The 21,822-nt window shown below is 61.0% G+C and carries 16 protein-coding genes; 6 read left to right on the top strand and 10 right to left on the bottom strand.

The genetic code is table 11. The features are described from left to right. Positions 1-19 precede the first annotated feature (19 nt). The gene (locus GA0061103_RS30915) at positions 20-247 is read right to left on the bottom strand and encodes a DUF1674 domain-containing protein (RefSeq protein ID WP_092718884.1); all 228 of its coding nucleotides are present in this window, start codon (positions 245-247) and stop codon (positions 20-22) included. Between the two features lie 223 nt (positions 248-470). Here GA0061103_RS30915 and htpX point away from each other — a divergent pair, with 223 nt between their 5' ends. The 4 genes from htpX to purH all read left to right on the top strand — a co-directional run bounded on the left by htpX (position 471) and on the right by purH (position 6,457). After that, positions 471-1,469: a zinc metalloprotease HtpX gene (gene htpX, locus GA0061103_RS30910; RefSeq protein WP_092718640.1), complete on the top strand. Its 999-nt coding sequence runs from the start codon at positions 471-473 to the stop codon at positions 1,467-1,469. Then, a complete protein-coding gene (locus GA0061103_RS30905; RefSeq protein WP_092718636.1) occupies positions 1,466-2,875 on the top strand; it encodes an RsmB/NOP family class I SAM-dependent RNA methyltransferase in 1,410 nt (469 codons plus the stop codon). Before htpX ends, GA0061103_RS30905 begins: the two co-directional genes overlap by 4 nt. A gap of 149 nt (positions 2,876-3,024) precedes the next feature. Further along, positions 3,025-4,671, top strand: coding sequence for a heparinase II/III family protein (locus GA0061103_RS30900; RefSeq protein ID WP_245304920.1), 1,647 nt, complete (start codon positions 3,025-3,027; stop codon positions 4,669-4,671). Between the two features lie 169 nt (positions 4,672-4,840). Continuing rightward, complete coding sequence (gene purH, locus GA0061103_RS30895) at positions 4,841-6,457, top strand: bifunctional phosphoribosylaminoimidazolecarboxamide formyltransferase/IMP cyclohydrolase (RefSeq protein ID WP_092718630.1); 1,617 nt, start codon at positions 4,841-4,843, stop codon at positions 6,455-6,457. A gap of 178 nt (positions 6,458-6,635) precedes the next feature. Here purH and GA0061103_RS30890 read toward each other — a convergent pair whose 3' ends face one another. Both GA0061103_RS30890 and GA0061103_RS30885 read right to left on the bottom strand, forming a co-directional pair. Beyond that, on the bottom strand, positions 6,636-8,024 hold the full coding sequence (locus tag GA0061103_RS30890; RefSeq protein ID WP_092718626.1) for an MFS transporter: 1,389 nt from the start codon (positions 8,022-8,024) through the stop codon (positions 6,636-6,638). A 48-nt stretch (positions 8,025-8,072) separates the two neighbouring features. Then, positions 8,073-12,863, bottom strand: coding sequence for an NAD-glutamate dehydrogenase (locus GA0061103_RS30885; RefSeq protein ID WP_092718622.1), 4,791 nt, complete (start codon positions 12,861-12,863; stop codon positions 8,073-8,075). A 294-nt stretch (positions 12,864-13,157) separates the two neighbouring features. On the opposite strand from GA0061103_RS30885, the gene pdxY reads away from it, so the two are divergent. Next, positions 13,158-14,033, top strand: coding sequence for a pyridoxal kinase PdxY (pdxY, locus tag GA0061103_RS30880; RefSeq protein WP_092718618.1), 876 nt, complete (start codon positions 13,158-13,160; stop codon positions 14,031-14,033). 72 nt (positions 14,034-14,105) lie between these two features. Next, positions 14,106-14,747 (top strand): carbonic anhydrase, encoded by a 642-nt coding sequence (locus tag GA0061103_RS30875; RefSeq protein WP_092718615.1) that lies wholly within the window; start codon positions 14,106-14,108, stop codon positions 14,745-14,747. A gap of 96 nt (positions 14,748-14,843) precedes the next feature. Here the strand turns inward: GA0061103_RS30875 and GA0061103_RS30870 are convergent, their stop codons facing one another. The 7 genes from GA0061103_RS30870 to leuB form a co-directional block, all read right to left on the bottom strand. Further along, a complete protein-coding gene (locus GA0061103_RS30870; RefSeq protein WP_092718611.1) occupies positions 14,844-15,665 on the bottom strand; it encodes a lytic murein transglycosylase in 822 nt (273 codons plus the stop codon). Positions 15,666-15,949: 284 nt separating this feature from the next. Continuing rightward, entirely contained in the window at positions 15,950-16,984 is a 1,035-nt protein-coding gene (locus GA0061103_RS30865) for an aspartate-semialdehyde dehydrogenase (protein ID WP_092718608.1), read from the bottom strand. Between the two features lie 335 nt (positions 16,985-17,319). Further along, positions 17,320-17,829 carry a Dps family protein gene (locus GA0061103_RS30860; RefSeq protein ID WP_092718881.1) on the bottom strand — a complete coding sequence of 170 codons (510 nt, stop codon included), beginning with the start codon at positions 17,827-17,829 and terminating at the stop codon, positions 17,320-17,322. Positions 17,830-18,139: 310 nt separating this feature from the next. Next, positions 18,140-18,889: an SDR family NAD(P)-dependent oxidoreductase gene (locus GA0061103_RS30855; RefSeq protein WP_092718604.1), complete on the bottom strand. Its 750-nt coding sequence runs from the start codon at positions 18,887-18,889 to the stop codon at positions 18,140-18,142. A 159-nt stretch (positions 18,890-19,048) separates the two neighbouring features. Continuing rightward, on the bottom strand, positions 19,049-19,303 hold the full coding sequence (locus GA0061103_RS30850) for an ArsR/SmtB family transcription factor (protein ID WP_092718601.1): 255 nt from the start codon (positions 19,301-19,303) through the stop codon (positions 19,049-19,051). A 152-nt stretch (positions 19,304-19,455) separates the two neighbouring features. Beyond that, positions 19,456-20,220: a lipid A 1-phosphatase LpxE gene (gene lpxE, locus GA0061103_RS30845; protein ID WP_092718878.1), complete on the bottom strand. Its 765-nt coding sequence runs from the start codon at positions 20,218-20,220 to the stop codon at positions 19,456-19,458. Between the two features lie 200 nt (positions 20,221-20,420). Beyond that, the gene (gene leuB / locus GA0061103_RS30840) at positions 20,421-21,533 is read right to left on the bottom strand and encodes a 3-isopropylmalate dehydrogenase (RefSeq protein ID WP_092718598.1); all 1,113 of its coding nucleotides are present in this window, start codon (positions 21,531-21,533) and stop codon (positions 20,421-20,423) included. Between the last annotated feature and the right edge of the window lie 289 nt (positions 21,534-21,822).

Raw genomic sequence — 21,822 nt, 5'->3', positions numbered from 1 at the left:
TGGCTAGTTCGCACTCTTCTCAAAAATCGATCGCCCTGCCATTAATTTCCCAGTCGCCGAAGCGTGCGGGATCGACGCCGCCGCGGCCGCCGATTTCGGGGGGAAGTTCGGCCTGTGCTTGAGCTTCCTGCGCCTTGCGGCGCTCCTCGGCCTCGGCAAGGGCGCGCTTGGCGGCGGGCGAGAGCGGCTTGCGCGCGTGTTCGCCGGTTTCGGTGTCGAGTTTATTGTCGTTATCGGCTGTCTGCATGATCTGATCGGTCCGGAACCGTTGAATTAGGCGGAGGAATAGCCAAATCATAGAGCATGATGCCGAAAAGTGTGAACGGTTTTCGGATGACATCATGCTCTGCTTTTTTAATTCCGGAGCGGATTCAGATTTCAGGTCGAAGAGACCTGAAATCATCCGGCTCCGGCGTGTCCGGCCGAAAAGAAAAAGGTTTGGACGACAGATGTGTTTTGGAGACCTCTCGATGAATCTCATGCGTACTGCCATGCTGCTTGCCTTCATGACTGCTTTGTTCATGGGCGTCGGCTATCTGATCGGCGGTCAATCGGGCATGTTGATCGCATTTGTCGTCGCCGCCGGCATGAATTTCTTTTCCTACTGGAATTCGGATCGCATGGTGCTCTCCACCTATGGTGCTCAGGAGGTGGATGAGCGCAGCGCGCCGGAATTCTACCGCATCGTCCGCGATCTCGCCCGCAATGCCGGCCTGCCGATGCCCAAGGTCTATCTCTACGACAGCCCGCAGCCGAACGCTTTTGCGACGGGCCGCAACCCCGAAAATGCCGCCGTTGCCGCCTCCACCGGTCTCCTGCATGCGCTGACGCCGGAGGAAGTCGCCGGCGTGATGGCCCACGAGCTTGCCCACGTGCAGAACCGCGACACGCTGACCATGACGATCACGGCGACGCTTGCCGGCGCCATTTCCATGCTCGGCAATTTCGCCTTCTTCTTCGGCGGGCGCCGCGACAGCAACAATCCGCTCGGCATGGTCGGCGTTCTCGTCGCCATGGTCGTCGCCCCTCTCGCGGCGATGCTGGTGCAGATGGCGATCAGCCGGACGCGCGAATATTCCGCCGACCGCCGCGGCGCGGAAATCTGCGGCAATCCGCTGTGGCTTGCCTCCGCACTCGGCAAGATCGCCCGCGGCGCGGCGCATATCCCGAATGAAGAGGCCGAGGGTCATCCGGCCACGGCTCATATGTTCATCATCAATCCGCTTTCCGGCGAGCGCATGGACAATCTGTTTTCCACCCATCCGAATACGGAAAACCGTATCGCCGCACTGCATGAAATGGCTCGTTATGGTGGCGGCAGCGGCTCGCCGATGGCATCGTCTTCTGGCCCATCTTCCGGCTTTGGCTCGACGGGACCGTCCTTGACTGCTAATCCGGGGCGCAAATCGCGCTCCGTGCCGAATACGGGTCGCGGTGGTTCGCAACCGCCGAAGGGTCCCTGGTCTTGAGTTCTGACACGAAAAACAACGCTTCCAACCGAGACGGAAAACGATCGGGCAAGCGGCCGCATCAGTCGCGGCAGCTCGATCAGTCTCCGCCCAAGCCCGGCCTTGCGGCCCGCGCGGCGGCGTCGAAGATCCTGGGAGCCGTGCTGGACCGCAAGACGCCACTCGACGGCATGCTAGACGCCGAGGGCGGCAGCGCCGCCTATACGACGCTCAGCGATGGCGACCGCGCGCTGGTTAGGGCGATCTTGAACAGTGCGCTCAGGCACCTGCCGCGCATCGAGGCGGCGATCTCGTCGCTGCTCGATTCGCCGCTGCCGGAGGGCGCGCGCGCCCTGCATCATGTCCTCGTCATTGGTGCTGCGCAGATCCTCTATCTCGACGTGCCGGATCATTCCGCTGTCGATCTTGCCGTGGAACAAGCCAACCGCGATCCCCGCAATCGCCGCTTCGCCAAGCTGGTGAACGCCATTCTCCGTCGTATTGGTCGGGAAAAGCAGGAAATCCTAGAGCAGGTTGCGAAAGTGCCGGCCATGCCGGAATGGTTCCTATCCCGCCTGGAAGCGGCCTATGGCGCGCCCGCGGCACTCAGAATTTCCGACACGCAGCTCGAGCCGGCGGCGATCGACCTCACCGTGAAATCCGATGCCGAGGGCTGGGCGAAGCGGCTGAACGGCACGGTGCTGCCGACCGGCGGCGTGCGGCTTGCCGCTTTCGAAGGTTCCATTCCCTCTCTCGAAGGTTTCGACGAAGGCGAGTGGTGGGTTCAGGATGCCGCCGCCAGCATTCCAGCAAAACTTTTCGGCTCGCTGGCGGGCAAGCGGGTGGTGGATCTCTGTGCAGCACCTGGCGGCAAGACGGCGCAGCTCATTCTCGCCGGCGCTGAGGTTACGGCCCTCGATCAATCCGCCAATCGGTTGAAGCGGCTGTCCGGCAATCTGGCGCGTCTGGGTTTCGAGGCCGAGACCGTGGTTGCCGACATGAGCAAATATCGGCCTGACAAACTCTTTGACGCGGCTCTTCTCGATGCCCCCTGCTCCTCGACGGGAACGACGCGCCGTCATCCGGACGTGCTGTGGACCAAGGGGCCTGAGGATATCGCCAAGCTGGCCGCCCTGCAGGAACGCCTGCTTCGTCACGCTTTGACGCTGGTCAAGCCGGGTGGCGTGGTGGTCTTTTCCAATTGCTCGCTCGACCCGGAAGAGGGCGAGGATCTCGTCGAACGCCTGCTTGTCGATACCGAAAATGTCGAACGCGTACCGATTACGGCTGGCGACTGGCCGGGCCTGGAAGCGGCGATTTCGCCGTTCGGTGCCTTCCGTACCACGCCGGACATGCTGCCGCTCGCCGATGGCTTCGCCTCCGGCCTCGACGGCTTCTTTGCCGTCGTGCTTCGCCGCACGCATTAGTCCCCACCTCGAATCGTTTTTACCGGACGGTTAAAAAACCGGTGAACATGTCTTTAATTGGTATATCTGTAACCTCTTTTTAACCACGGGTAATGAGAGTAAGCAGAAGCAAATATGCAGATCTGCGGCAGGGTTTAGTGAGTTCATACATGCGGGAAGCATGGCGGCGGATGTCGCGCCGCGCGGCGTTGACGCGATTGCGTCTCACCCGCCACACGATGCGTGTGCCGGAACGCCTGATCGTGGCGCCCACCGACCTGCGCAGCGTCGATCCCTTTTTCGTCGAAGAACTTCTGAACGGCCGCATCCTGCTCGCCGGGCGCGTTCTGGAAACACAAGGTGCATCGCCCTTCTCATTGGAGCTGCCGTCGCTGGCCTTCGCCGCCCGGCTGCATAATTTTCGCTGGCTGCGACATTTGCGGGCGGAAAAGAGCGACCAGGCTTCGGCCATGGCGCGATCGATCCTTACCGACTGGATCGCCGTTCACGGCCGCCGGCTGCATGGTCTTGCCTGGTCACCCGATATAGCCGCACAGCGGCTGATCGCGCTGCTATCGCATTCGCCCGTACTTTTGCAGGGCACGGATAGCGGTTTTTACCGCCGTTTCATGCGCATGCTCGTTTTCCATGTGCGCTTTCTGCGCCGGATCGTGGCGTCGTCTCCCGATGGCATCACCCGGTTCCGCGTGCGCATCGCGCTTGCCATGGCCTCGGTCGCCATGCCGAGCAGTTCGCTGACGCTGAAACGGGCGGGTCAGGCGCTCGACCGGGAGATCGACAGGCAGATTTTGCAGGATGGAGGCCACATCTCGCGCAATCCGCGGGCGTCGCTGGAGCTGCTGCTCGACCTGCTGCCGCTGCGCCAGACCTATGTCAATCTCGGTCATGACGTACCGATCCGGCTCATTCCCGGCATTGACCGCATGTATCCGGCACTGCGCTTCTTCCGCCATCAGGATGGCGATCTGGCGCTGTTCAACGGCGCGACATCGACGCTCGCCAACGAGCTGATGTCGGTGCTGCGCTATGATGAGACGGCCGGCCAGGCCTTCAAGGCGCTGCCGCATACCAAGTATCACCGTTTGGCCGCCGGTCAGGCTGTCGTCATCGTCGATGCCGGCTCCGCCGGTTCCGTGGATCTCAGCCGCACGGCGCATGCCGGCTGCCTTTCCTTCGAGATGTCCTCGGGCAAGACGCGTTTCATTATCAATTCCGGCGCGCCCGAATTTGGCGGCGACCGCTTCATGCAGGCGGCGCGGGCAACGGCGGCGCATTCGACCGTGACGCTCAACGACACTTCCTCGTGCCAGTTTTCCAAATCGAAATCGCTGGGGCCGATCATGGTCAGCGGCGTGAAGAAGGTCATCGTCGAACGCGCCGAGACCGAGGACGGGCGCGACTATGTCCGCGCGGCGCATGACGGCTATCTCTCCATCTTCGGCTACGTCCATGAGCGCGAGGTCAGCCTCAACGCGTCAGGCACGATCGTCGCCGGCCGCGACCGGTTCTTCGTGCCCGATGGCAAGAAGCATCAGCCGAAGGGTGAAGGCATTGCCTCGGCGCGCTTCCATATCCACCCCTCCATCAGTCTCCTGCAGACCGAGACGGATTCTGCGCTGCTGATCGCGCCCGACGGAGAGACCTGGGTCTTCTCCTCGCCCGGCAACGAGGTGCTGGTCGCAGAAGATATCTTCTTTGCCGATCCCTCGGGTATGCGCTCTTCCGATCAGCTCGAGATCGTTTTCCGGATCACCGAAAAGCCGGAAATCCGCTGGTTTTTATCGCATCGGCCATAGGCTAAGCGCGTCAGCTATGCTAACGGGGCGGCATTATTCGTCCCGCGCCATTTCCGCCGGACATCTCCTCATGCCAGAGCGTTTTTCGCTCTGTTTTTGTTATCTCGCAATTCCGGACGGAAAACCGCTGCGCAGTTTTCCTGGAATTGCTTCAGACCGGAGAAAGCCCATGGCCGTCGTTTCCAAGAAAATTCCCGCTCCCGATAAGGTAAAGGTTAAAACCGCGCTTCTGTCCGTCTTCGACAAGACCGGCATCGTCGAGCTGGCACGTGCGCTGAGCGAACAGGGCGTGCGTCTCCTGTCGACCGGCGGCACGCACAAGGCGATTGCCGCGGCCGGCCTTGCCGTGACGGACGTATCGGAAGTTACGAACTTTCCGGAGATCATGGACGGCCGCGTCAAGACGCTGCATCCGAAGGTGCATGGCGGCCTGCTCGCCATCCGCGACGATGCCGAGCATCAAGCTGCGATGAAGGAGCACGGCATCGAAGGCATCGATCTCGCTGTTATCAATCTCTATCCCTTTGAGGACGTGCGCAAGGCAGGTGGCGACTATCCGACGACGGTCGAGAATATCGATATCGGCGGCCCGGCGATGATACGCGCTTCGGCAAAGAACCATGCCTATGTGACGACGCTCACCGATCCCGCCGATTATGCCGAACTGCTGGCGCAGCTTGCCAGTGATGCCGGCCAGACGACTTATGGTTTCCGCAAGCACATGGCCGCCAAGGCTTTTGCCCGCACTGCGGCATACGACGCGATGATCTCCAACTGGTTTGCCGAAGCCCTTGATATCGCCACGCCACGCCACCGCGTCATCGGCGGCGTTCTGCGCGAGGAAATGCGCTACGGTGAAAATCCGCACCAGAAGGCCGCTTTCTACCTGACCGGCGAAAACCGCCCCGGCGTCTCGACAGCGGCGCTGCTGCAGGGCAAGCAGCTTTCCTACAACAATATCAACGACACCGACGCAGCCTATGAGCTCGTTGCCGAATTCCTGCCAGAAAACGGCCCGGCCTGCGCGATCATCAAGCATGCTAATCCCTGCGGCGTTGCCACCGGTCCGAGCCTGGTGGAAGCTTACAAGCGTGCTCTTGCCTGCGATTCCACCTCAGCCTTCGGCGGCATTATCGCCTTGAACAGCCTGCTCGATGCGGAAACGGCCGAAGAGATCGTCAAGCTCTTCACCGAGGTCATCATCGCGCCCGACGTGACCGAGGAAGCCAAGGCGATCATCGCGCGCAAGCCGAACCTCCGCCTGCTCTCCGTCGGCGCCCTGCCCGATCCGCGTGCTGCCGGTCTGACCGCCAAGACCGTCTCCGGCGGTCTGTTGGTGCAGAACCGCGACAACGCACTGGTCGAGGACATGGAGCTCAAGGTCGTGACCAAGCGCGCGCCGACGGCACAGGAGCTTGAGGACATGAAGTTCGCCTTCCGTGTCGCCAAGCATGTGAAGTCGAATGCTGTCGTTTACGCCAAGGATGGTCAGACGGCCGGTATCGGCGCCGGACAGATGAGCCGTGTCGATTCCGCTCGCATCGCGGCCATCAAGGCCGAGGAAGCCGCCAAGGCCATGGGTCTGGCCGAGCCGCTGACGCGCGGTTCCGCCGTTGCTTCCGAAGCTTTCCTGCCCTTTGCCGACGGGTTGCTCTCGGCGATTGCCGCTGGCGCCACAGCCGTTATCCAGCCCGGCGGCTCGATGCGCGACCAGGAAGTGATCGACGCAGCCAACGAGCACAATGTCGCGATGGTCTTCACTGGCGTTCGCCATTTTCGCCACTAAGCCGAGTGCTTGCTCCACCCTCATCCTGAGCCTGTCGAAGGACGAGGGTGGCCACGTAGCCAGCCAACCCGCCATCGTGGTTCGAGGCTTCGGCCCCTTCGACAGGCTCAGGAGCCTTCGCACCTCACCATGAGGGCTAACCCTTCGCTGGATATTCACAATCAAAGTTAAGGATATCCTACCTCGTCTTATCCGCCGGATAAGGCGTCGGCAGCAGAAGTAAGAGGCCACCGGCCAGGAAGATCACAAGCGTCGCCATGCCGAGCCGAGCCGAGCCGCTCCAATAGGTCACCAGCGAGAAGAACAGTGTCGCCATAAAACTCGTGGCGCGGCCTGACAGTGCGTAGATGCCGAAATAGCGGCCGGCTTCCGAAAGGCTGACGCTGCGGGCGAGATAGGAGCGCGAGGAGGCTTGCACCGGCCCGAAAGCGATACCGATCAGTAGGCCGTAGCCGATATAGGCCTTTTCCGCGGCGGTGCCGAACAGACCGCCAGAGCTGACGGTCGAGAGCGGCACGAGGCCGAAGAGCGTAAAGCCGGGGCCGGTCGAGATGATGCCGAAGGTGGCAATCAGCAGCAATGTCAGGCTGATGACGACAGTCGTCTTCGAGCCCAACCATCGATCGACATAGCCGGCGGCGAAGCAGCCGAAGATGGCGATAATGTTGAGGATGATGCCGTAGATGCCGATCTCGATCGTCGCCCAGCCGAACATCCCCGCCGCAAAGGTGCCGCCGAGGATCAGCAAGCCGTTGACGCCATCCTGATAGACCATGCGAGCGATGAGGAAGAGGCTGATGCCGCGGCGGCGTTTCAGCTCGCCAAGCGTGGTCGATAGCTCGCGCAGGCCGGAGCGAACGGCTGCACGCAGCGGCAGACCGCGGGCGGCATCCGGCGTGAAGAGAAACATAGGCAGGATGAAGACGAGATACCACGCAGCCGAAATCGGCCCGGTGATGCGGGCATCCTCGCCGAGCGTCGGATCGAGGCCGAAAAGCGGGGTCAGGCCGAGAATGGTTTTGCCGGTCTGCGGATTGCCGGCGAGCAGGGCCACGACGGTGATCAGGACGATCATGCCGCCGAGATAGCCGAGCCCCCAGGCAGTATTCGACAGCCTGCCGACATCATCCTTGCCAACCAGCCGCGGCATCATCGAATCGTTGAAGACGATGGAAAATTCGGCCGCGATCGAGGCCAGAATCATGAAGATCATTGGATAGATGACAGGTGACCCCGGGGCCGCTCCCCAAAGGCAGGCAAGACTGGCGATCTTGATGACGGCGAAGAAGGCGATCCAGGGTTTGCGGGCGCCTGATTGATCGGCGATCGAGCCGAGGACCGGCGAGAGGATGGCGATGATCACCGAAGAGATCGTCGCCATGTTGCTCCATGTCGTCTGGGCGGAGACGGGATCGGCCGTCAGCCGCGCGACGAAATAGGGGCCGAAAATGAAGGTGGTGACGACGGTGAAGAACGGCTGCGCCGCCCAGTCGAAAAACATCCAGCCCCAGATGCCGCGTGCCGGCACTTTGGCCGGCACGTCATTATCGATTTCGGTTGCCACCAGATCCTGCCCTCAATTCCTTACCCGTTTACCGGGTCGGGGCGGACTGTGTCACCTTGCCCGGCCGTTCGCAAGATCGCTGAGCAGGCCGGCGGCAACGGTGATGCGGGCGAGGTTCGGATCGCCGCTTTCGCTGAGGCCGCCAAGCTCCTCGGCGATGCGGTTGATGCGAATGCGGTCTTCCGCGTGCCATGCCTGAACTGGTTGCTTGTCCTTCGGATGGTTTGATAGCGCCGAGATGACGATATCGCGGCGGGCGCCGGCGATCTGGTCGAGGCTGCGCGCCAGAGCGAGGCTCTCATAGTGATCGCCTGTCACGATCCGGCTGCCGGCCAGCAGCAGGCGGCCGACGCGGAAGGTCTGCGACACGGTGAAGTAGCTTTCCGCTGCCCGGTTCAGCGTATCGCCGGTGCGCTCGGCAATTTGCATGATTTCCGGAACAAGCACGAGCGCGTAGATCATGGCGATCTCCGAAGCGAGCTTCTCGGGCAGGCCGGCCGCCTGATATTCCGCCTCGCGGGCGGCGATTTCGGCTGCGAAATCTGCCGGGATATGGGTCAGGAAGACGGGCCGCAGCTTTTTCAGGGCTGCACGAAGCCGGCTAACGGTCTCCTCGATATCGCCCTTGGCGGCTCCCGTCTTCAACAGCAGGCGGGTCAGCACGGTATAGACTTCGGTGATCTCGCCATAAACGCGGTTCTGCATCTGGCCGCCGACCTTGCCGTCAAGCGCATCCGTCTCGTTCCAGAGCCGGTCGAGGTCGAAACCATCGCGGGCGATGACGGCCGCCTTGACCACCTCGGCAGCTGACGCCGCCGTCGCATCCATCATGCTGACGGCAAAGCCCGGACCGCCGCGGTTGATCGCTTCGTTGGCAAGCGCCGTGCCGATGATTTCACGGCGCAGGCGATGGCTTTCGATATCGGTTGAATTCGAGCGCTGCATCTTGGCCGGGAAATAGCGGCTGAGCGTGGCAGCGAAATAGGGATCGTCAGGAAGGTCGCTAGCGACCAGCGCGTCGAAGAGGACGATCTTGGCATAGGAGAGCAGCACGCCGATTTCGGCGCGGGTCAGCGGCCGGCCGTTGGCGTAACGCTCGGCGAAGGTCTGATCGTCGGGCAGGGTCTCGACCTTGCGGTTGAGCTGCTTGGCCGCTTCCAGCACGCTCATGAAACGGCTGAGTTCGAGAGCGTTACCGGTGCCCTTGCGCTCCGTCAGCGAGATCGCCAGGGATTGCAGGTAGTTGTTGCGCAACACCAGTGCTCCGACTTCGTCGGTCATGGAGGCGAGCAGGACGTCGCGCTTGGCGCGGGTCAAGCGTTCGGCGTGCATGGCGTTGGCAAGCGCGATCTTGATGTTGACCTCGACGTCCGAGGTGTTGACGCCGGCGGAGTTGTCGATGGCGTCGGAGTTGCAGCGCCCGCCCTTCAGGCCGTAGGCAATGCGGCCCTTCTGCGTGACGCCGAGGTTGGCGCCTTCGCCGATCACCTTGGCGCGGACTTCTTCGGCCGTAATGCGGATCGGATCGTTGGCACGGTCGCCGACTTCCGAATCCGTTTCGGAAGGCGCCTTGACGTAGGTGCCGATACCGCCGAACCACAAGAGATCAACGGGCGCCTTGAGGATCGCCGTCATGATCTCGAAGGGCGTTGCGACCGACTTGTCGATGCCGATGGCGGCGACCGCTTCCGGCGTCAGCGTCACCGATTTGGCTGAGCGGGAGATGATCATCGCGCCCTTGGACAGGACGGACTTGTCGAAATCCTGCCAGCTGGAGCGCGGCAGGTCGAACAGGCGCTGACGCTCGGCGAGCGTCTTTGCCATGTTCGGATCGGGATCGATGAAGATGTCGCGATGGTCGAAGGCGGCAAGCAGGCGGATCTTCGGCGAGAGCAGCATGCCGTTGCCGAAGACGTCGCCGGACATGTCGCCGACGCCGACGACGTTGAAGGGCGTCGCCTGGATGTCGATGTCCATCTCGCGGAAGTGGCGCTTCACGGTTTCCCAAGCGCCACGGGCAGTGATGCCCATCTTCTTGTGGTCATAGCCGGCCGAGCCACCGGAGGCGAAGGCGTCGTCCAGCCAGAAGCCGGCTTCCTGCGCCAGCGCGTTGGCGGTGTCGGAGAAGGTGGCTGTGCCCTTGTCGGCAGCGACAACGAAATAAGGGTCGTCACCATCGAGCCGCACGGTGTCGGCAGGCGGGATGATATCGGCGCCGGAGATGTTGTCGGTGATCGACAGTAGCGTGCGGATATAGGTCTTGTAGGCCTCGCGGCCGGTGTTGAAGATCTCGTCGCGGCTGCCGCCGACCGGAAGCTTCTTCGGATAGAAGCCACCCTTGGCGCCGACAGGCACGATGACGGCGTTCTTCACCTGCTGCGCCTTTACGAGGCCCAGTACTTCGGTGCGGTAGTCTTCGGCGCGATCCGACCAGCGCAAGCCGCCACGCGCCACCTTGCCGAAGCGCAGGTGAACGCCTTCCACTTCGACGCCGTAGACGAAGATTTCGCGGAAGGGACGCGGCTCAGGCAGGCCGTCGAGCAGCTTCGGATCGAGCTTGAAGGCCAGCATCGCCTTCGGCGTGCCGTCGGCATTCTTCTGGAAGTAGTTGGTGCGCAGCGTCGCATCGATGGCGTTGACATAACGGCGGAGAATACGGTCGTCATCCAGGCTCGGAACGTCGGCGAGTTCGGCTTCGATGCTCGCATGCAGCTCGGAGAGCTTCTTCGTGCGGTTCTTGTCGCTGAGCTTCGGATCGAGCGTGTCGTGAAAGAGACGGAAGAGCGATGCGGCGATACGCGGATACTTGTCCAGCGTCGCAGAGATATAATCCTGCGAATAGGCGATGCCGGCCTGACGCAGATAGCGCGAGTAGGCGCGCAGCACGTTGGTTTCGCGGGCGGAAAGATCGGCCGACACGATCAGCCGGTTGAAGGCGTCGTTGTCGATCGTGCCGCCGAAGGCGGCGAGGAAGGCCTCCTCCAGCGCCGCACCATGGCGGGCGAGGTCGATGGTCAGGCCATTGCGAGCCTCGAGTTCCATGTCGTGCAGCACGACATGGCCGGTCGAGCCGTCCTTGTTCGTGACGTAGATATCGAAGGTACGCTCGCTGATGACGTTGAAGCCGAGATTTTCAAGCAGCGGCACGCGGCGTGATAGCGCGAGGTTGCCGTCTCCGTGGAAGATCTTCAGCGAGAGAATGTCACCCGCTTCGTCCTTGCGGATATAGAAGCCGATGCGGATCGGCTCGACGCCGGCCGTGGCGATGATATCGGGGAGATCGGCAAAGGCGTCTTCCGGCGAGAAGGCTTCCTGGAAAGCCTGGCTGACGGAAATGCTCGGTGCCTTCGGGCCTGCCAGCATGACGAAACGCTCGTCCCAGCGGGCGGTGATGGCGCGGATCGCCTCTTCGAGCTTCGCCTGCGGAACATGCGGCGTTTTGCCGGCGCTGCGGCCGATGATGAAGTGGACGCGCGCCACGCCGCCTTCCGGGAAAGCCGGGTAATAAGCAGAGACACGGCCGTCATAAACCGACTTCAGGTAGTTGCCGATCTTCTCGCGGACGACGGAATCATATTCCTCGCGCGGGACATAGACGATGACGGAGACGAAGCGGTCGAAATGGTCGATGCGCGGCAATGCACGCACGCGCGGCCGGTCGGTCAGGTCGTTGATCTGTTCGGCGAAGCTTGCCAGCAACGAGGTGTCGATCTGGAAGAGATCGTCGCGAGGATAGGATTCCAGCGTATTTTCGAGCATTCGGCCGGAATGGCTCGTGGGATCGAAGCCGAAATGATCCTTGACCTTCTGCACCTTCGAGCGCAGCAGCGGCACTTCGGCGGCAGCGCTGGTATAGGCGGTGGAGGTGAAGAGGCCGACGATACGCAGCTCGCCCGTCACGTTACCGTCCGTGTCGAAACGCTTGACGCCGACATAATCCATATAGGCGCGGCGATGGACGATCGACTTGACGTTGGCCTTGGTGACGATCAAGAAATCCGGCCCGTCGAGGAAAGCGAGGATTTCAGGCGTCGTGGTCACCTGGTCCTTGCCCTGTCGGAGGACCCGAACATCCGGATTGGAGAGGATGCCAAGGCCGGTGCCGCGGTCGCGCTCGACCTTCGCGTTGGCGCCCTTGCCGGAATAGACATATTCGCGCATGCCGAGGAAGGTGAAATTGCCGTCGCGTAGCCAGGCAAGGAAGGCGAGCGCCTCGTCGCGGTCATTCTTGCGGCGGCCGGCGGCCTCATAGGTTGACAGTTCCGATATCACGGTATCGAGGCGCGACAGCATCGGCTTCCAGTCGGAGACGGCAAGATGCGTCTGATCGAGCACGGTCTGTACCCGCTTGGTCAGATCGGTCGCCTGCGCCGTCGTCAGGGGCGAGAGATGAAGCTGGATATGGCTGACGCGATGGGCGGGATCGCTCGGTTGATCGGCGGAATAGAGGCTCGGCTGCTTGCCCTTCTCTATGACCAGGATCGGGTGGACGGCCATATAGAGATCGCGGTAGCTGCTGGTCACTTCGCCCATGATCGATTCGTAGAGGAAGGGCATGTTGTGGTCGGTAATCGAAAGGATCGACACCGCAACGCCACCGGGTTCGATACTGGCGACCTGCTCGATGCTCACACGCGGAGAGGTGCCGCCCCAGGCTGCCAGTTCCTTGGCCGCGTGCGTTGCGGCAAGGGCCAGCATTTCCGGGCTGTAAAGCTCTATGTCGTCATTGCTTGCCCGGCCGAACAGGATTTCGGGATCGAGATGCGCCTCGCCCGTCGCTGCCGCTATCTTGCGTGCCGCTTCAATCTGTTTTTCCCGTTTCGGATTGGTCTTGGGCGCCATGGAATTCCTCCCGATTTTCGAATTTTGACGACAGTAGCAGAAGGTTTAGCGAAAAAACTGGCAAAAAGAATGCGAATTTGGTTGCTTTCGGACTGATTTTGGCCGGTTTTTTTAAAAATCTTGCCGGAATGCGCGATCTCGGTGCAAAGCGGGCATCATTGGTGTGAAATTGGCGGAATCAACTCGTCAACAGAGGTTTTCATGACTCTGTGAAGTGTGGTTGACAGAGTGCCGGCAAAGGGATCATCAACGGCGCCATGGCAGTTTGAAGCCCTGAACTTGAAAGCTAGCATCATGTCGCAAGTGTCCGCCGGCGCCGTTATCGTCATCTCCAGCCACGTCGTCCGAGGATCAGTCGGCAATCGCGCCGCCGTTTTCGCGCTGGAGACGCTTGGCCATCCGGTGTGGGCGCTGCCGACGATCGTTCTGCCGTGGCATCCCGGTCATGGGCGCTCGACGCGGTTGACCTTCAGCGAGACCGATTTCGACCATGCGATCGACGATCTTATCGCCGCGCCTTGGCTTTCCGAGGTCAAGGCGGTTCTCTCGGGATATTTCGGCAATGCCGCGCAGGCCTTGTCCGTGGCGCGGCTCGTGACGGCCTTGCGGGAGAAGAACCCCGATCTCCTCTACGCCTGCGATCCCGTCATCGGCGATGCCGGCGGGCTTTATGTGCCCGAGGCAACGGCGGAAGCGATCCGCGACCACCTCATCCCGTTGGCATCGCTCGCAACGCCGAACCGCTACGAGCTTGCCTGGCTTGCCGGCGCGCCACTCGAAGATAACAACGCCATCATGGAGGCAGCTCTCGCGCTTGGCCCGTCGCGCATGTTGGTGACGTCTGCCGTGCCGATGATGGCCGGCGGCATCGGCAATCTCTATCTTAGCGGCCGAAATGCGCTGCTTGCCGAACATCGCAGCGTCGAAGGCGCGCCGAACGGCCTCGGCGATCTCTTGTCCGCCGTGTTCCTGTCGCGCCTGCTTTCCGGCATGGATGAGGAGCGGGCGCTGCAGCTGACGACGGCCAGCGTCTTTGAAGTGCTGGCACGCGCCGTCAAACGCGGCAGCAACGAGCTGACGCTTGCCGTCGATTCCGCAAGCCTGTCGACACCGATGGCGATGGTGCAACTGAGGCACCTCGTCCACCCGGCGCAGCGGAAGAAAAAATAACGGCGGGAAACGGCGGGAGCTTTTTGCAGCGCAGCAGTTGCCATCGGCCGAAGCGCGCTGTAATCCAATATCATGCAAAGCTTTCCCGACACCCTTCTGAACGGTTATCGTAACTTCATGAGCGGGCGTTACGTCGATGAGCGCGAACGCTATCGCACTCTCGCCGAGCTCGGCCAGAACCCGTCGACGCTCGTGATTGCCTGTTGTGACTCCCGTTCGGCGCCGGAGATCATCTTCGACGCTGGCCCGGGGGAGCTCTTCGTCATCCGAAACGTCGCCAACATGGTGCCGCCTTATGAGCCTGATGGTAATTTCCATTCGACTTCGTCGGCGCTTGAATTCGCGGTTCTATCGCTCAAGGTTTCCGATATCGTTGTCATGGGCCACGGCCGCTGCGGCGGTATTCGCGCCGCGCTCGATCCCGATGCCGAACCGCTGTCTCCGGGCGATTTCATCGGCCGATGGATGGCGCTGCTGAAGCCGGCGGCCGAACAGATCCAGAGCAACGACATCATGACGCAGACCGAGCGTCAGACCGCGCTGGAGCGCATCTCGATCCGCAATTCGCTCGACAATCTGCGCAGCTTTCCGGAAATCAAGGCGCGCGAGGAAGAGGGCAAACTGCATCTTCACGGCGCATGGTTCGATATTTCGACCGGCGAGTTATGGATCATGGACCCAGCAACGCGCGATTTCATCCGCCCTGAGATTTAAGGGACCTGGCGCCTGGCGGGGCGGCAGGTCGATCAAACGAAAAAGGCGTTGCGGACCATCTGGTCGCAGCGCCTTTTTTGATTCACGAGATCAGGCTTACTTGCCGTCGATCTGCTGGCCGATATAGGCGATCGCCTGCTGATAGACCTTTGCGTCGTTCCAGCCGGCAATGGCGGAGAAATTCGGCTCGCCGGGCTGATAACCGGCGCCGGGCTGCCAGCCGTGGCCGCGCAAGAAGTTGGCGGTCGAGGCCAGCGCATCCGCGCGCGAGCCGACAAGATCGACCCTGCCGTCGCCATCTTCGTCGACGCCGAAGGCAACGACGTTTTTCGGCATGAACTGCGTCTGGCCAATTTCGCCATGGGCCGCGCCGCGTGCCGACGGGCTGAGATAGCCTTCGCCGACGAGCTTCAGGGCGGCGTAGAGCTGTTCGGTAAAGAATGCGGAACGACGGCAATCATAAGCAAGCGTCGAGACGGCCGAAAGCGTATGCTGGTCGCCCATATAGCTGCCGAAGCCGGTTTCCATGCCCCAGATGGCGATGATCGGGCCTGGGGGAACGCCGAAGCGCTTCTGGATCTTGGCGAAGAGCGCGGCGTTGGCCTGCTTCATGCTCTTGCCGCGATTGATGATCGTCTGGCCGCCGCGCTTCTTCATGAATTCCTCGAAGGAAAGCTTGAAGCTCTTCTGGCCGCGGTCGGCGCGGATGGTGGGTTGGTTGTAATGGACGTTGGCGAAGGCCCTGTCGAGGGTAGAGGGGCTGACGCCCTGTCCCTGCGCTTCCCGTTTGAATTCCTGCACCCAGTTTTCGAATCCGGCGGAAGTGTTGCCGCAAGATGCGGCGTTTGCCGCAAGCGGCATTCCCAGCAGCAATCCGCCCGCCACGAGAGCTGCCATTCCAGACTTTGTGAAGCGCATTCAGTGTCCCCGAATTCTTACCGCGGTGCGAACGCGGTAACCGTTTTCAATGGCGCGCAAACCCTTGGAAGCCAGGGGATCACGCGCGTTTAGTCGCCACCGGACCATGCCAGCATCCGACCACCATGTCATCATATTTTAGCGACCGATATTTTCGTTTCATGTGAAACATCGCCGCCAAAAACATTCAGAAAAGCCCCGCCTTTCATCCGAAATGGCGAGGCTTTCATTCTATTCTGCTTAGCCAAGGAGGGTTGATAAACCGTAAATTGGTTTACAGATCCTTATGCAGCCTGCTTGCGCGGCTTGATGAGGCCGCGGTTTACGAGCAGTTCGGCAATCTGGATGGCATTCAGCGCGGCACCCTTGCGCAGATTGTCGGAGACAACCCAGAGGTTGAGGCCGTTCTCGACGGTCGCATCTTCGCGGATGCGCGAAATATAGGTCGCATCTTCGCCAGCGGATTCGTAAGGCGTGATGTAACCGCCGTTTTCGCGCTTATCGATGACGAGGCAGCCGGGCGCTTCGCGCAGAATGTCACGGGCCTGATCGGCAGTGATCTCGTTTTCGAACTCGATGTTGACCGATTCCGAATGGCCGATGAAGACCGGGACGCGGACAGCCGTGCAGGTGACCTTGATCTTCGGGTCGAGCATCTTCTTGGTCTCGGCCAGCACCTTCCACTCTTCCTTGGTATAGCCGTCTTCCATGAAGCTATCGATGTGCGGGATGACGTTGAAGGCGATGCGCTTGGTGAACTTCTTCGCCTCGATCGGGTCCGCGACGAAGACGGCGCGGGTCTGGTTGAACAGCTCGTCCATGCCGTCCTTGCCGGCGCCGGAAACGGATTGGTAGGTCGAGACGACGACGCGCTTGATCTTGGCAAAGTCATGCAGCGGTTTCAGCGCGACGACGAGCTGCGCGGTCGAGCAATTCGGGTTGGCGATGATGTTGCGCTTGGTGAACTGCGCGATGGCATCCGGGTTTACTTCCGGAACGATCAGCGGCACGTCGGCGTCGTAGCGCCAGGCGGAGGAGTTGTCGATGACGACGCAGCCCTGGGCGCCGATCTTTGGCGAGACCCTCTTGGAAACGTCACCGCCGGCCGACATCAGGCAGATGTCGGTGTCGGAGAAATCGTAGTTCTCCAGGTTGGAAACCTTCAGCGTCCGGTCGCCGAAGGAAACTTCGGTTCCCTGCGAGCGAGCCGATGCGAGCGCTATGACCTCATCGGCCGGGAAGCCGCGTTCGGCGAGGATATTGAGCATTTCGCGGCCGACATTCCCGGTCGCGCCCGCTACTGCAACTTTGAAACCCATTTCACAAGCTCTCTTTCTCTTCTCTCCTCTTGGGCGAGGGGGGAACCGCGGCCATGACGACCGGTTCCTGTCCCCGGCCGGGCCGGGGAGAGAGCGGCAGGCCAGAGACGTCAGACGGTTTTCGTCGTCGTTTTGGCCTTGGTTTTGGAAGAAACCGGAAAATAGACATCCAGCCCGGCGCGTTCGGCCAGGTGACTGAGGCTATCGAGCTGTTCGAAGCGAACCATGGAAGTCTTCCTTTTCCGTCGCCGGTTCTAAGATGTTTTCCACAGGAGTCAAGGATTTCCTCGCTTGCATCGTTGCCGGAGCGAGGAAATCGGAGCGTCGTTTCGGTGTCAGCGGTTGGATTTGCGCGTGATCTCAAACAGGAACCAGGTGCGGCGCTCGGTCTCATCCAGCCAGTTTTCGAGGAGGCTTGCGGTGGCGACATCGCCATATTCGTCGCAGACGTCGTGAACGGCGCGGATTTCGGCCGAGAGTTTGAGATTATCATCGGCGAGCTCGGCAAGCATGTCCTGCGGATCGACATATTCGGCGTCGTTGTCGGGGATGCGCTGCAGTTTGGCGATCTGGCCGATCGAGTGGAGGGTCGTTCCGCCGATCTTCCGGCAGCGCTCGGCCATTGGGTCGGTCATGGCGAAAATCTGATCGCCCTGATCGTCGAGAAGCAGGTGATAATCACGGAAATGCGGGCCGCTCATGTGCCAGTGAAAATTCTTGGTCTTCAGATAGAGAGCAAAGACATCCGCCAGCAGCGCGGTCAGTGCTGCGGAAATATCGCGCGTCGCGTCTTCGCTGAGATTGGTGCGAGTGCCCAATTTCGACTTGGTATTGGCGGTATTCATAAAGACGTCCTCCATTTGTTGTTCACGACAGCGATCGCCGGCGGATCTTAGGGGAGTTCGATGACATCAGCTGCTGCGTGAGATCGCATTGAAGACAGGATCTGGTTTTGAAATTTCGCGGCCGATATGTCGCCTCCCGGCACGGTCGACTGCGGCACTATACGGAAAACCCGAGCACACTTACTAAATAGGAAAATGAGGCGGTTTGGCAATCGTCTGCTAATGTATTGATAATGTATTGGCGCGGCGTGCGGTCATGCCGCGCCGCCGATGCCGCCCTTTTGTCGGAGGGCGGCATCGGCATGGGTGACTACTTCAGGCCACCGCCGACATAGATGGTTTCGCCGGTCACCCAGGCGGCGTCCTGCGATGCGAGGAAGACCGCGACGGGGGCGATATCCGTCGGCTGGCCGAGGCGGCCGAGGGGCGTCTGGGAGACGAGATGTTTCTCGAAATCGCTGCCTATGACGCCTGCGGCAACGACGCCTTCGGTCTCGACCCCGCCCGGTGCCAGATTATTGACCCGGATGTTCCGTGGACCGAGCTCCTTGGCGAGGATCTGGGTGATGGAGTTCACGGCAGCCTTCGTTGCCGTATAAACCGAGGCGGTCGGCAGGTTCATGCTGACGGCGTTGGAACCGATGTTGATGACATTTCCGCCTTCCGGGCCGAAATACTTGACAGCCTCCCGCGTGGTCAGCAGCGTGCCGAGCACGTTGATATTGAATTCACGATGGAATTCTTCCTCGGTGAATTCCTCGATCGGCGCGAATTGATAGACGCCGGCATTGTTGACGAGGATATCGACGCGGCCGAAGGCCTGTTTCGTTTCTGCGAAGAGGCGCTTGACGTCTTCGGATTTGGAAACGTCGCCGTGCACGGCGAGTGCCTTGCCGCCCTTGGCGGTGATTTCGGCCACCACCCGGTTGGCGCCTTCGCGGCTCGAGGCATAGTTGACGACGACGGCCGCGCCCGCCTCGCCCATCGCCTTGGCGATGCCGGCGCCGATGCCCTTGGATGCTCCGGTCACGATTGCGACCTTGCCTGTCAGCTTGCTCATGTCATTTTCCTTCGGAAATTGTTAGACAGTTTTACAATCATCAAATCATTTGGCGCATGCGACCCGAAAACCGATCACATCGTCACTTTGATATTTAGATAACCATCTAAGTGATACAAGAGCAGTGGCAAGAAATGCTGATGGTATGAGATCGAATCGTCAGATCTTGGAAAGTTCCGCCATATAGGCGTTCAGCGTATCGCGGCGCAGCACGAGGTTGGCGAACTTGCCCTCGCGCTGGATCTCGATGAGCCCGGCATTTTCAAGTTCCTTGATGTGATGAGACATCGTCGCGGCGCTGACGGCGTGACATTCGTTCAGGAGGCTGCAGGGCGTGGGTCCGGTTCGCGTGCCGATCTCCTTCAAGATCTGCACGCGTCGCGGCTCGGCAAGTGCCCGGGAAATCAATCCCATCTGCCTTTCGCTTAAACGTATCGGCCCGGCATCCATGGTGTTCATCGCAAACGGAAACGAAATCGGGTTGACCGCCTTCGATCATCCCTAGACTGCCAGATATATGAATAGGTGAGGGCCTTGGCAACCTTTGGGCTGCAGTCGTGACCGGCTCAGGAATCGGTCTGTCGCGGCTTGCCGCTTTTGAAGAGCGGCCAACGCGGCGTCGGCCAGCCGGCAGCGTTGATGCGGAAGAGCAGGCCGTAGCGCGAATAGACGATCGCCACCATGAAGGAGAACCAGCCGCCGAGCGCCAGGCCGGCTATGACGTCGCTCGGATAGTGGGCGCCGACCATGACGCGGGTGGTCGCCAGCCACAGGGCGCAGGCAGCGAAGATGTAGCGATAGCGCGGAAACATAAGGGCTAGCGCCACGAACAGGGCGCCGATGGTGGTTGCGTGCCCAGACGGGAAGCTTTCGAAACTGGCACGGCCATTGAAGGGCGAGAAGCCAAAAGGCCCCCAATCGGCAAAATGCGTCGGGCGGGCACGGCCGATGGCGCGTTTCAGCAAATTGGCAAGGAGGCCCGAAAGCGCAATGGTCGTCAGTAGGTAGCCGCCGATCTGGCAGATGCGCAGCGCCTGACAGCGACAGCGCTGCGAATGCAGCAGCCTGCTGCCGGCCCAGCCTTCGAAGAGCAGGAAGGCGCTGATAAGGAGAATCCAGCCGGATTCGCCGAAATTGGTCAGCATTCCGCCGACGAAGCGAATGGATGGCGACAGGTCCTTGAGGGTCGCGCCGACGGGCCAATCGAACAGGAGAGCCGAAAGAAGGACGACATTGGCGGTCAGAAAAAGGCAAACTTTCCAGTGGGATGGTGCAAATGCCACATCGCTTCGCCGCCAACGCCTGTCGAGAGACGTCAAGATCGCCTGCATGATCATTGCCTATTGTCGATTTCCAATCAGATCGACAAATAACATGCTGTTGTTACAGTTTTTCTAATTTTCTAAAAATTAATGACACGAGCCGAAGCGGTGATCGTGAACTCAGACAAGCCCACCCTGCTTGCAATGAAAAAGCCCCGTTCAGGCGAAGAACGGGGCTTTCGTGTTTCACGTGAAATATATCAGGCGACTTATGCCGAGAGGGCCTTGAATTCGGCGAGGATGGCGTCGCCCATTTCTGTTGTGCCGACCTGGCGGCTGCCAGGCGACATGATGTCGCCGGTGCGGATGCCGCTGTCGAGCACGTTGGCAATCGCCTTTTCCAGCGCATCGGCATCGGCAATCAGGCCGAAGGAGTAGCGCAGGCACATGGCGAAGGAGGCGATCATGGCGATCGGGTTGGCAATGCCCTTGCCGGCGATATCGGGCGCCGAACCGTGCACGGGCTCGTAGAGCGCTTTGCGCTTGCCGGTCTTGGCGTCCGGTGCGCCGAGCGAAGCGGACGGCAGCATGCCGAGCGAGCCGGTGAGCATGGCGGCAACGTCGGACAGCATGTCGCCGAACAGGTTGTCCGTGACGATGACGTCGAACTGCTTCGGCTGGCGGACGAGCTGCATGCCGCCGGCGTCGGCGAGCATATGCTCGAGCTGCACGTCGGCATATTTTTCCTTATGCGTCGCGGTGACGACCTGGTTCCAGAGCACGCCCGACTTCATGACGTTGCGCTTTTCCATCGAGCAGACGCGGTTGTTGCGGGTGCGCGCCAGTTCGAAGGCGACGCCGGCAATACGCTCGATTTCGTAGGTGTCGTAGATCTGTGTGTCGATGCCGCGCTTCTGGCCGTTACCGAGGTCGATGATTTCCTTCGGCTCGCCGAAATAGACGCCGCCGGTGAGCTCGCGGATGATGAGGATGTCGAGGCCGTCGACCAGTTCCGGCTTCAGCGAGGAAGCCGATGCGAGAGCCGGGTAGCAGATGGCCGGGCGCAGGTTGGCGAACAGCTGCAGATCCTTGCGCAGGCGCAGCAGACCGGCTTCCGGGCGCACTTCGTAGGGTACGGCGTCCCACTTCGGACCGCCGACGGCGCCGAAGAGAACCGCATCGGCCGCCATCGCCTTTGCCATATCGACGTCGGAGATCGCTGCGCCATGCGCATCATAGGCGCTGCCGCCGACAAGGCCTTCATCGGTCACGAAGCCGGCATTCTTCGCCTCGTTCATATAGGCGATGATCTTGCGAACTTCGCCCATGGCCTCGGGACCGATACCGTCGCCTGGCAGGAGGAAAAGATTGCGAACTGTCATGGGAAAGCCTCCGCGAAAGAAAAAGTTGCGGGGTTTTTAGACCTGCAAATGCGGCTTTTCAAGCGAAGAAGAGGTCGAAACGGTACGGTTTTCGGGCACGTCGGGGCCGAGTAGATAGATTGTCGTCGCTACCCTCATCTGCATGGTGACCAGGAGCAAGGCTGTCGGTGGTCTGAGAGTATACCCTCGCCCCGTCGGGGAGAGGGTCGCGCGGAACGCGCGGGGTGAGGAGGCGTTACCGGGAATTTCACTTTTAGGTAACTTGGTAGAAGCTGCTTCGTGCCACCCC

Origin of the sequence: Martinezella multihospitum (genome assembly GCF_900094585.1) — a bacterium.
Taxonomy (GTDB): domain Bacteria; phylum Pseudomonadota; class Alphaproteobacteria; order Rhizobiales; family Rhizobiaceae; genus Rhizobium; species Rhizobium multihospitium.
This window is presented reverse-complemented; position numbering and strand designations above follow the sequence as displayed.

Coding starts and splice junctions, on each gene's coding strand:
- GA0061103_RS30915 (WP_092718884.1), bottom strand. CDS start 247: ATGCAGACAGCCGATAACGACAATAAACTCGACACCGAAACCGGCGAA.
- htpX (WP_092718640.1), top strand. CDS start 471: ATGAATCTCATGCGTACTGCCATGCTGCTTGCCTTCATGACTGCTTTG.
- GA0061103_RS30900 (WP_245304920.1), top strand. CDS start 3,025: ATGCGGGAAGCATGGCGGCGGATGTCGCGCCGCGCGGCGTTGACGCGA.
- purH (WP_092718630.1), top strand. CDS start 4,841: ATGGCCGTCGTTTCCAAGAAAATTCCCGCTCCCGATAAGGTAAAGGTT.
- GA0061103_RS30885 (WP_092718622.1), bottom strand. CDS start 12,863: ATGGCGCCCAAGACCAATCCGAAACGGGAAAAACAGATTGAAGCGGCA.
- pdxY (WP_092718618.1), top strand. CDS start 13,158: ATGTCGCAAGTGTCCGCCGGCGCCGTTATCGTCATCTCCAGCCACGTC.
- GA0061103_RS30875 (WP_092718615.1), top strand. CDS start 14,106: ATGCAAAGCTTTCCCGACACCCTTCTGAACGGTTATCGTAACTTCATG.
- GA0061103_RS30870 (WP_092718611.1), bottom strand. CDS start 15,665: ATGCGCTTCACAAAGTCTGGAATGGCAGCTCTCGTGGCGGGCGGATTG.
- GA0061103_RS30865 (WP_092718608.1), bottom strand. CDS start 16,984: ATGGGTTTCAAAGTTGCAGTAGCGGGCGCGACCGGGAATGTCGGCCGC.
- GA0061103_RS30860 (WP_092718881.1), bottom strand. CDS start 17,829: ATGAATACCGCCAATACCAAGTCGAAATTGGGCACTCGCACCAATCTC.
- GA0061103_RS30855 (WP_092718604.1), bottom strand. CDS start 18,889: ATGAGCAAGCTGACAGGCAAGGTCGCAATCGTGACCGGAGCATCCAAG.
- GA0061103_RS30850 (WP_092718601.1), bottom strand. CDS start 19,303: ATGGGATTGATTTCCCGGGCACTTGCCGAGCCGCGACGCGTGCAGATC.
- lpxE (WP_092718878.1), bottom strand. CDS start 20,220: ATGCAGGCGATCTTGACGTCTCTCGACAGGCGTTGGCGGCGAAGCGAT.
- leuB (WP_092718598.1), bottom strand. CDS start 21,533: ATGACAGTTCGCAATCTTTTCCTCCTGCCAGGCGACGGTATCGGTCCC.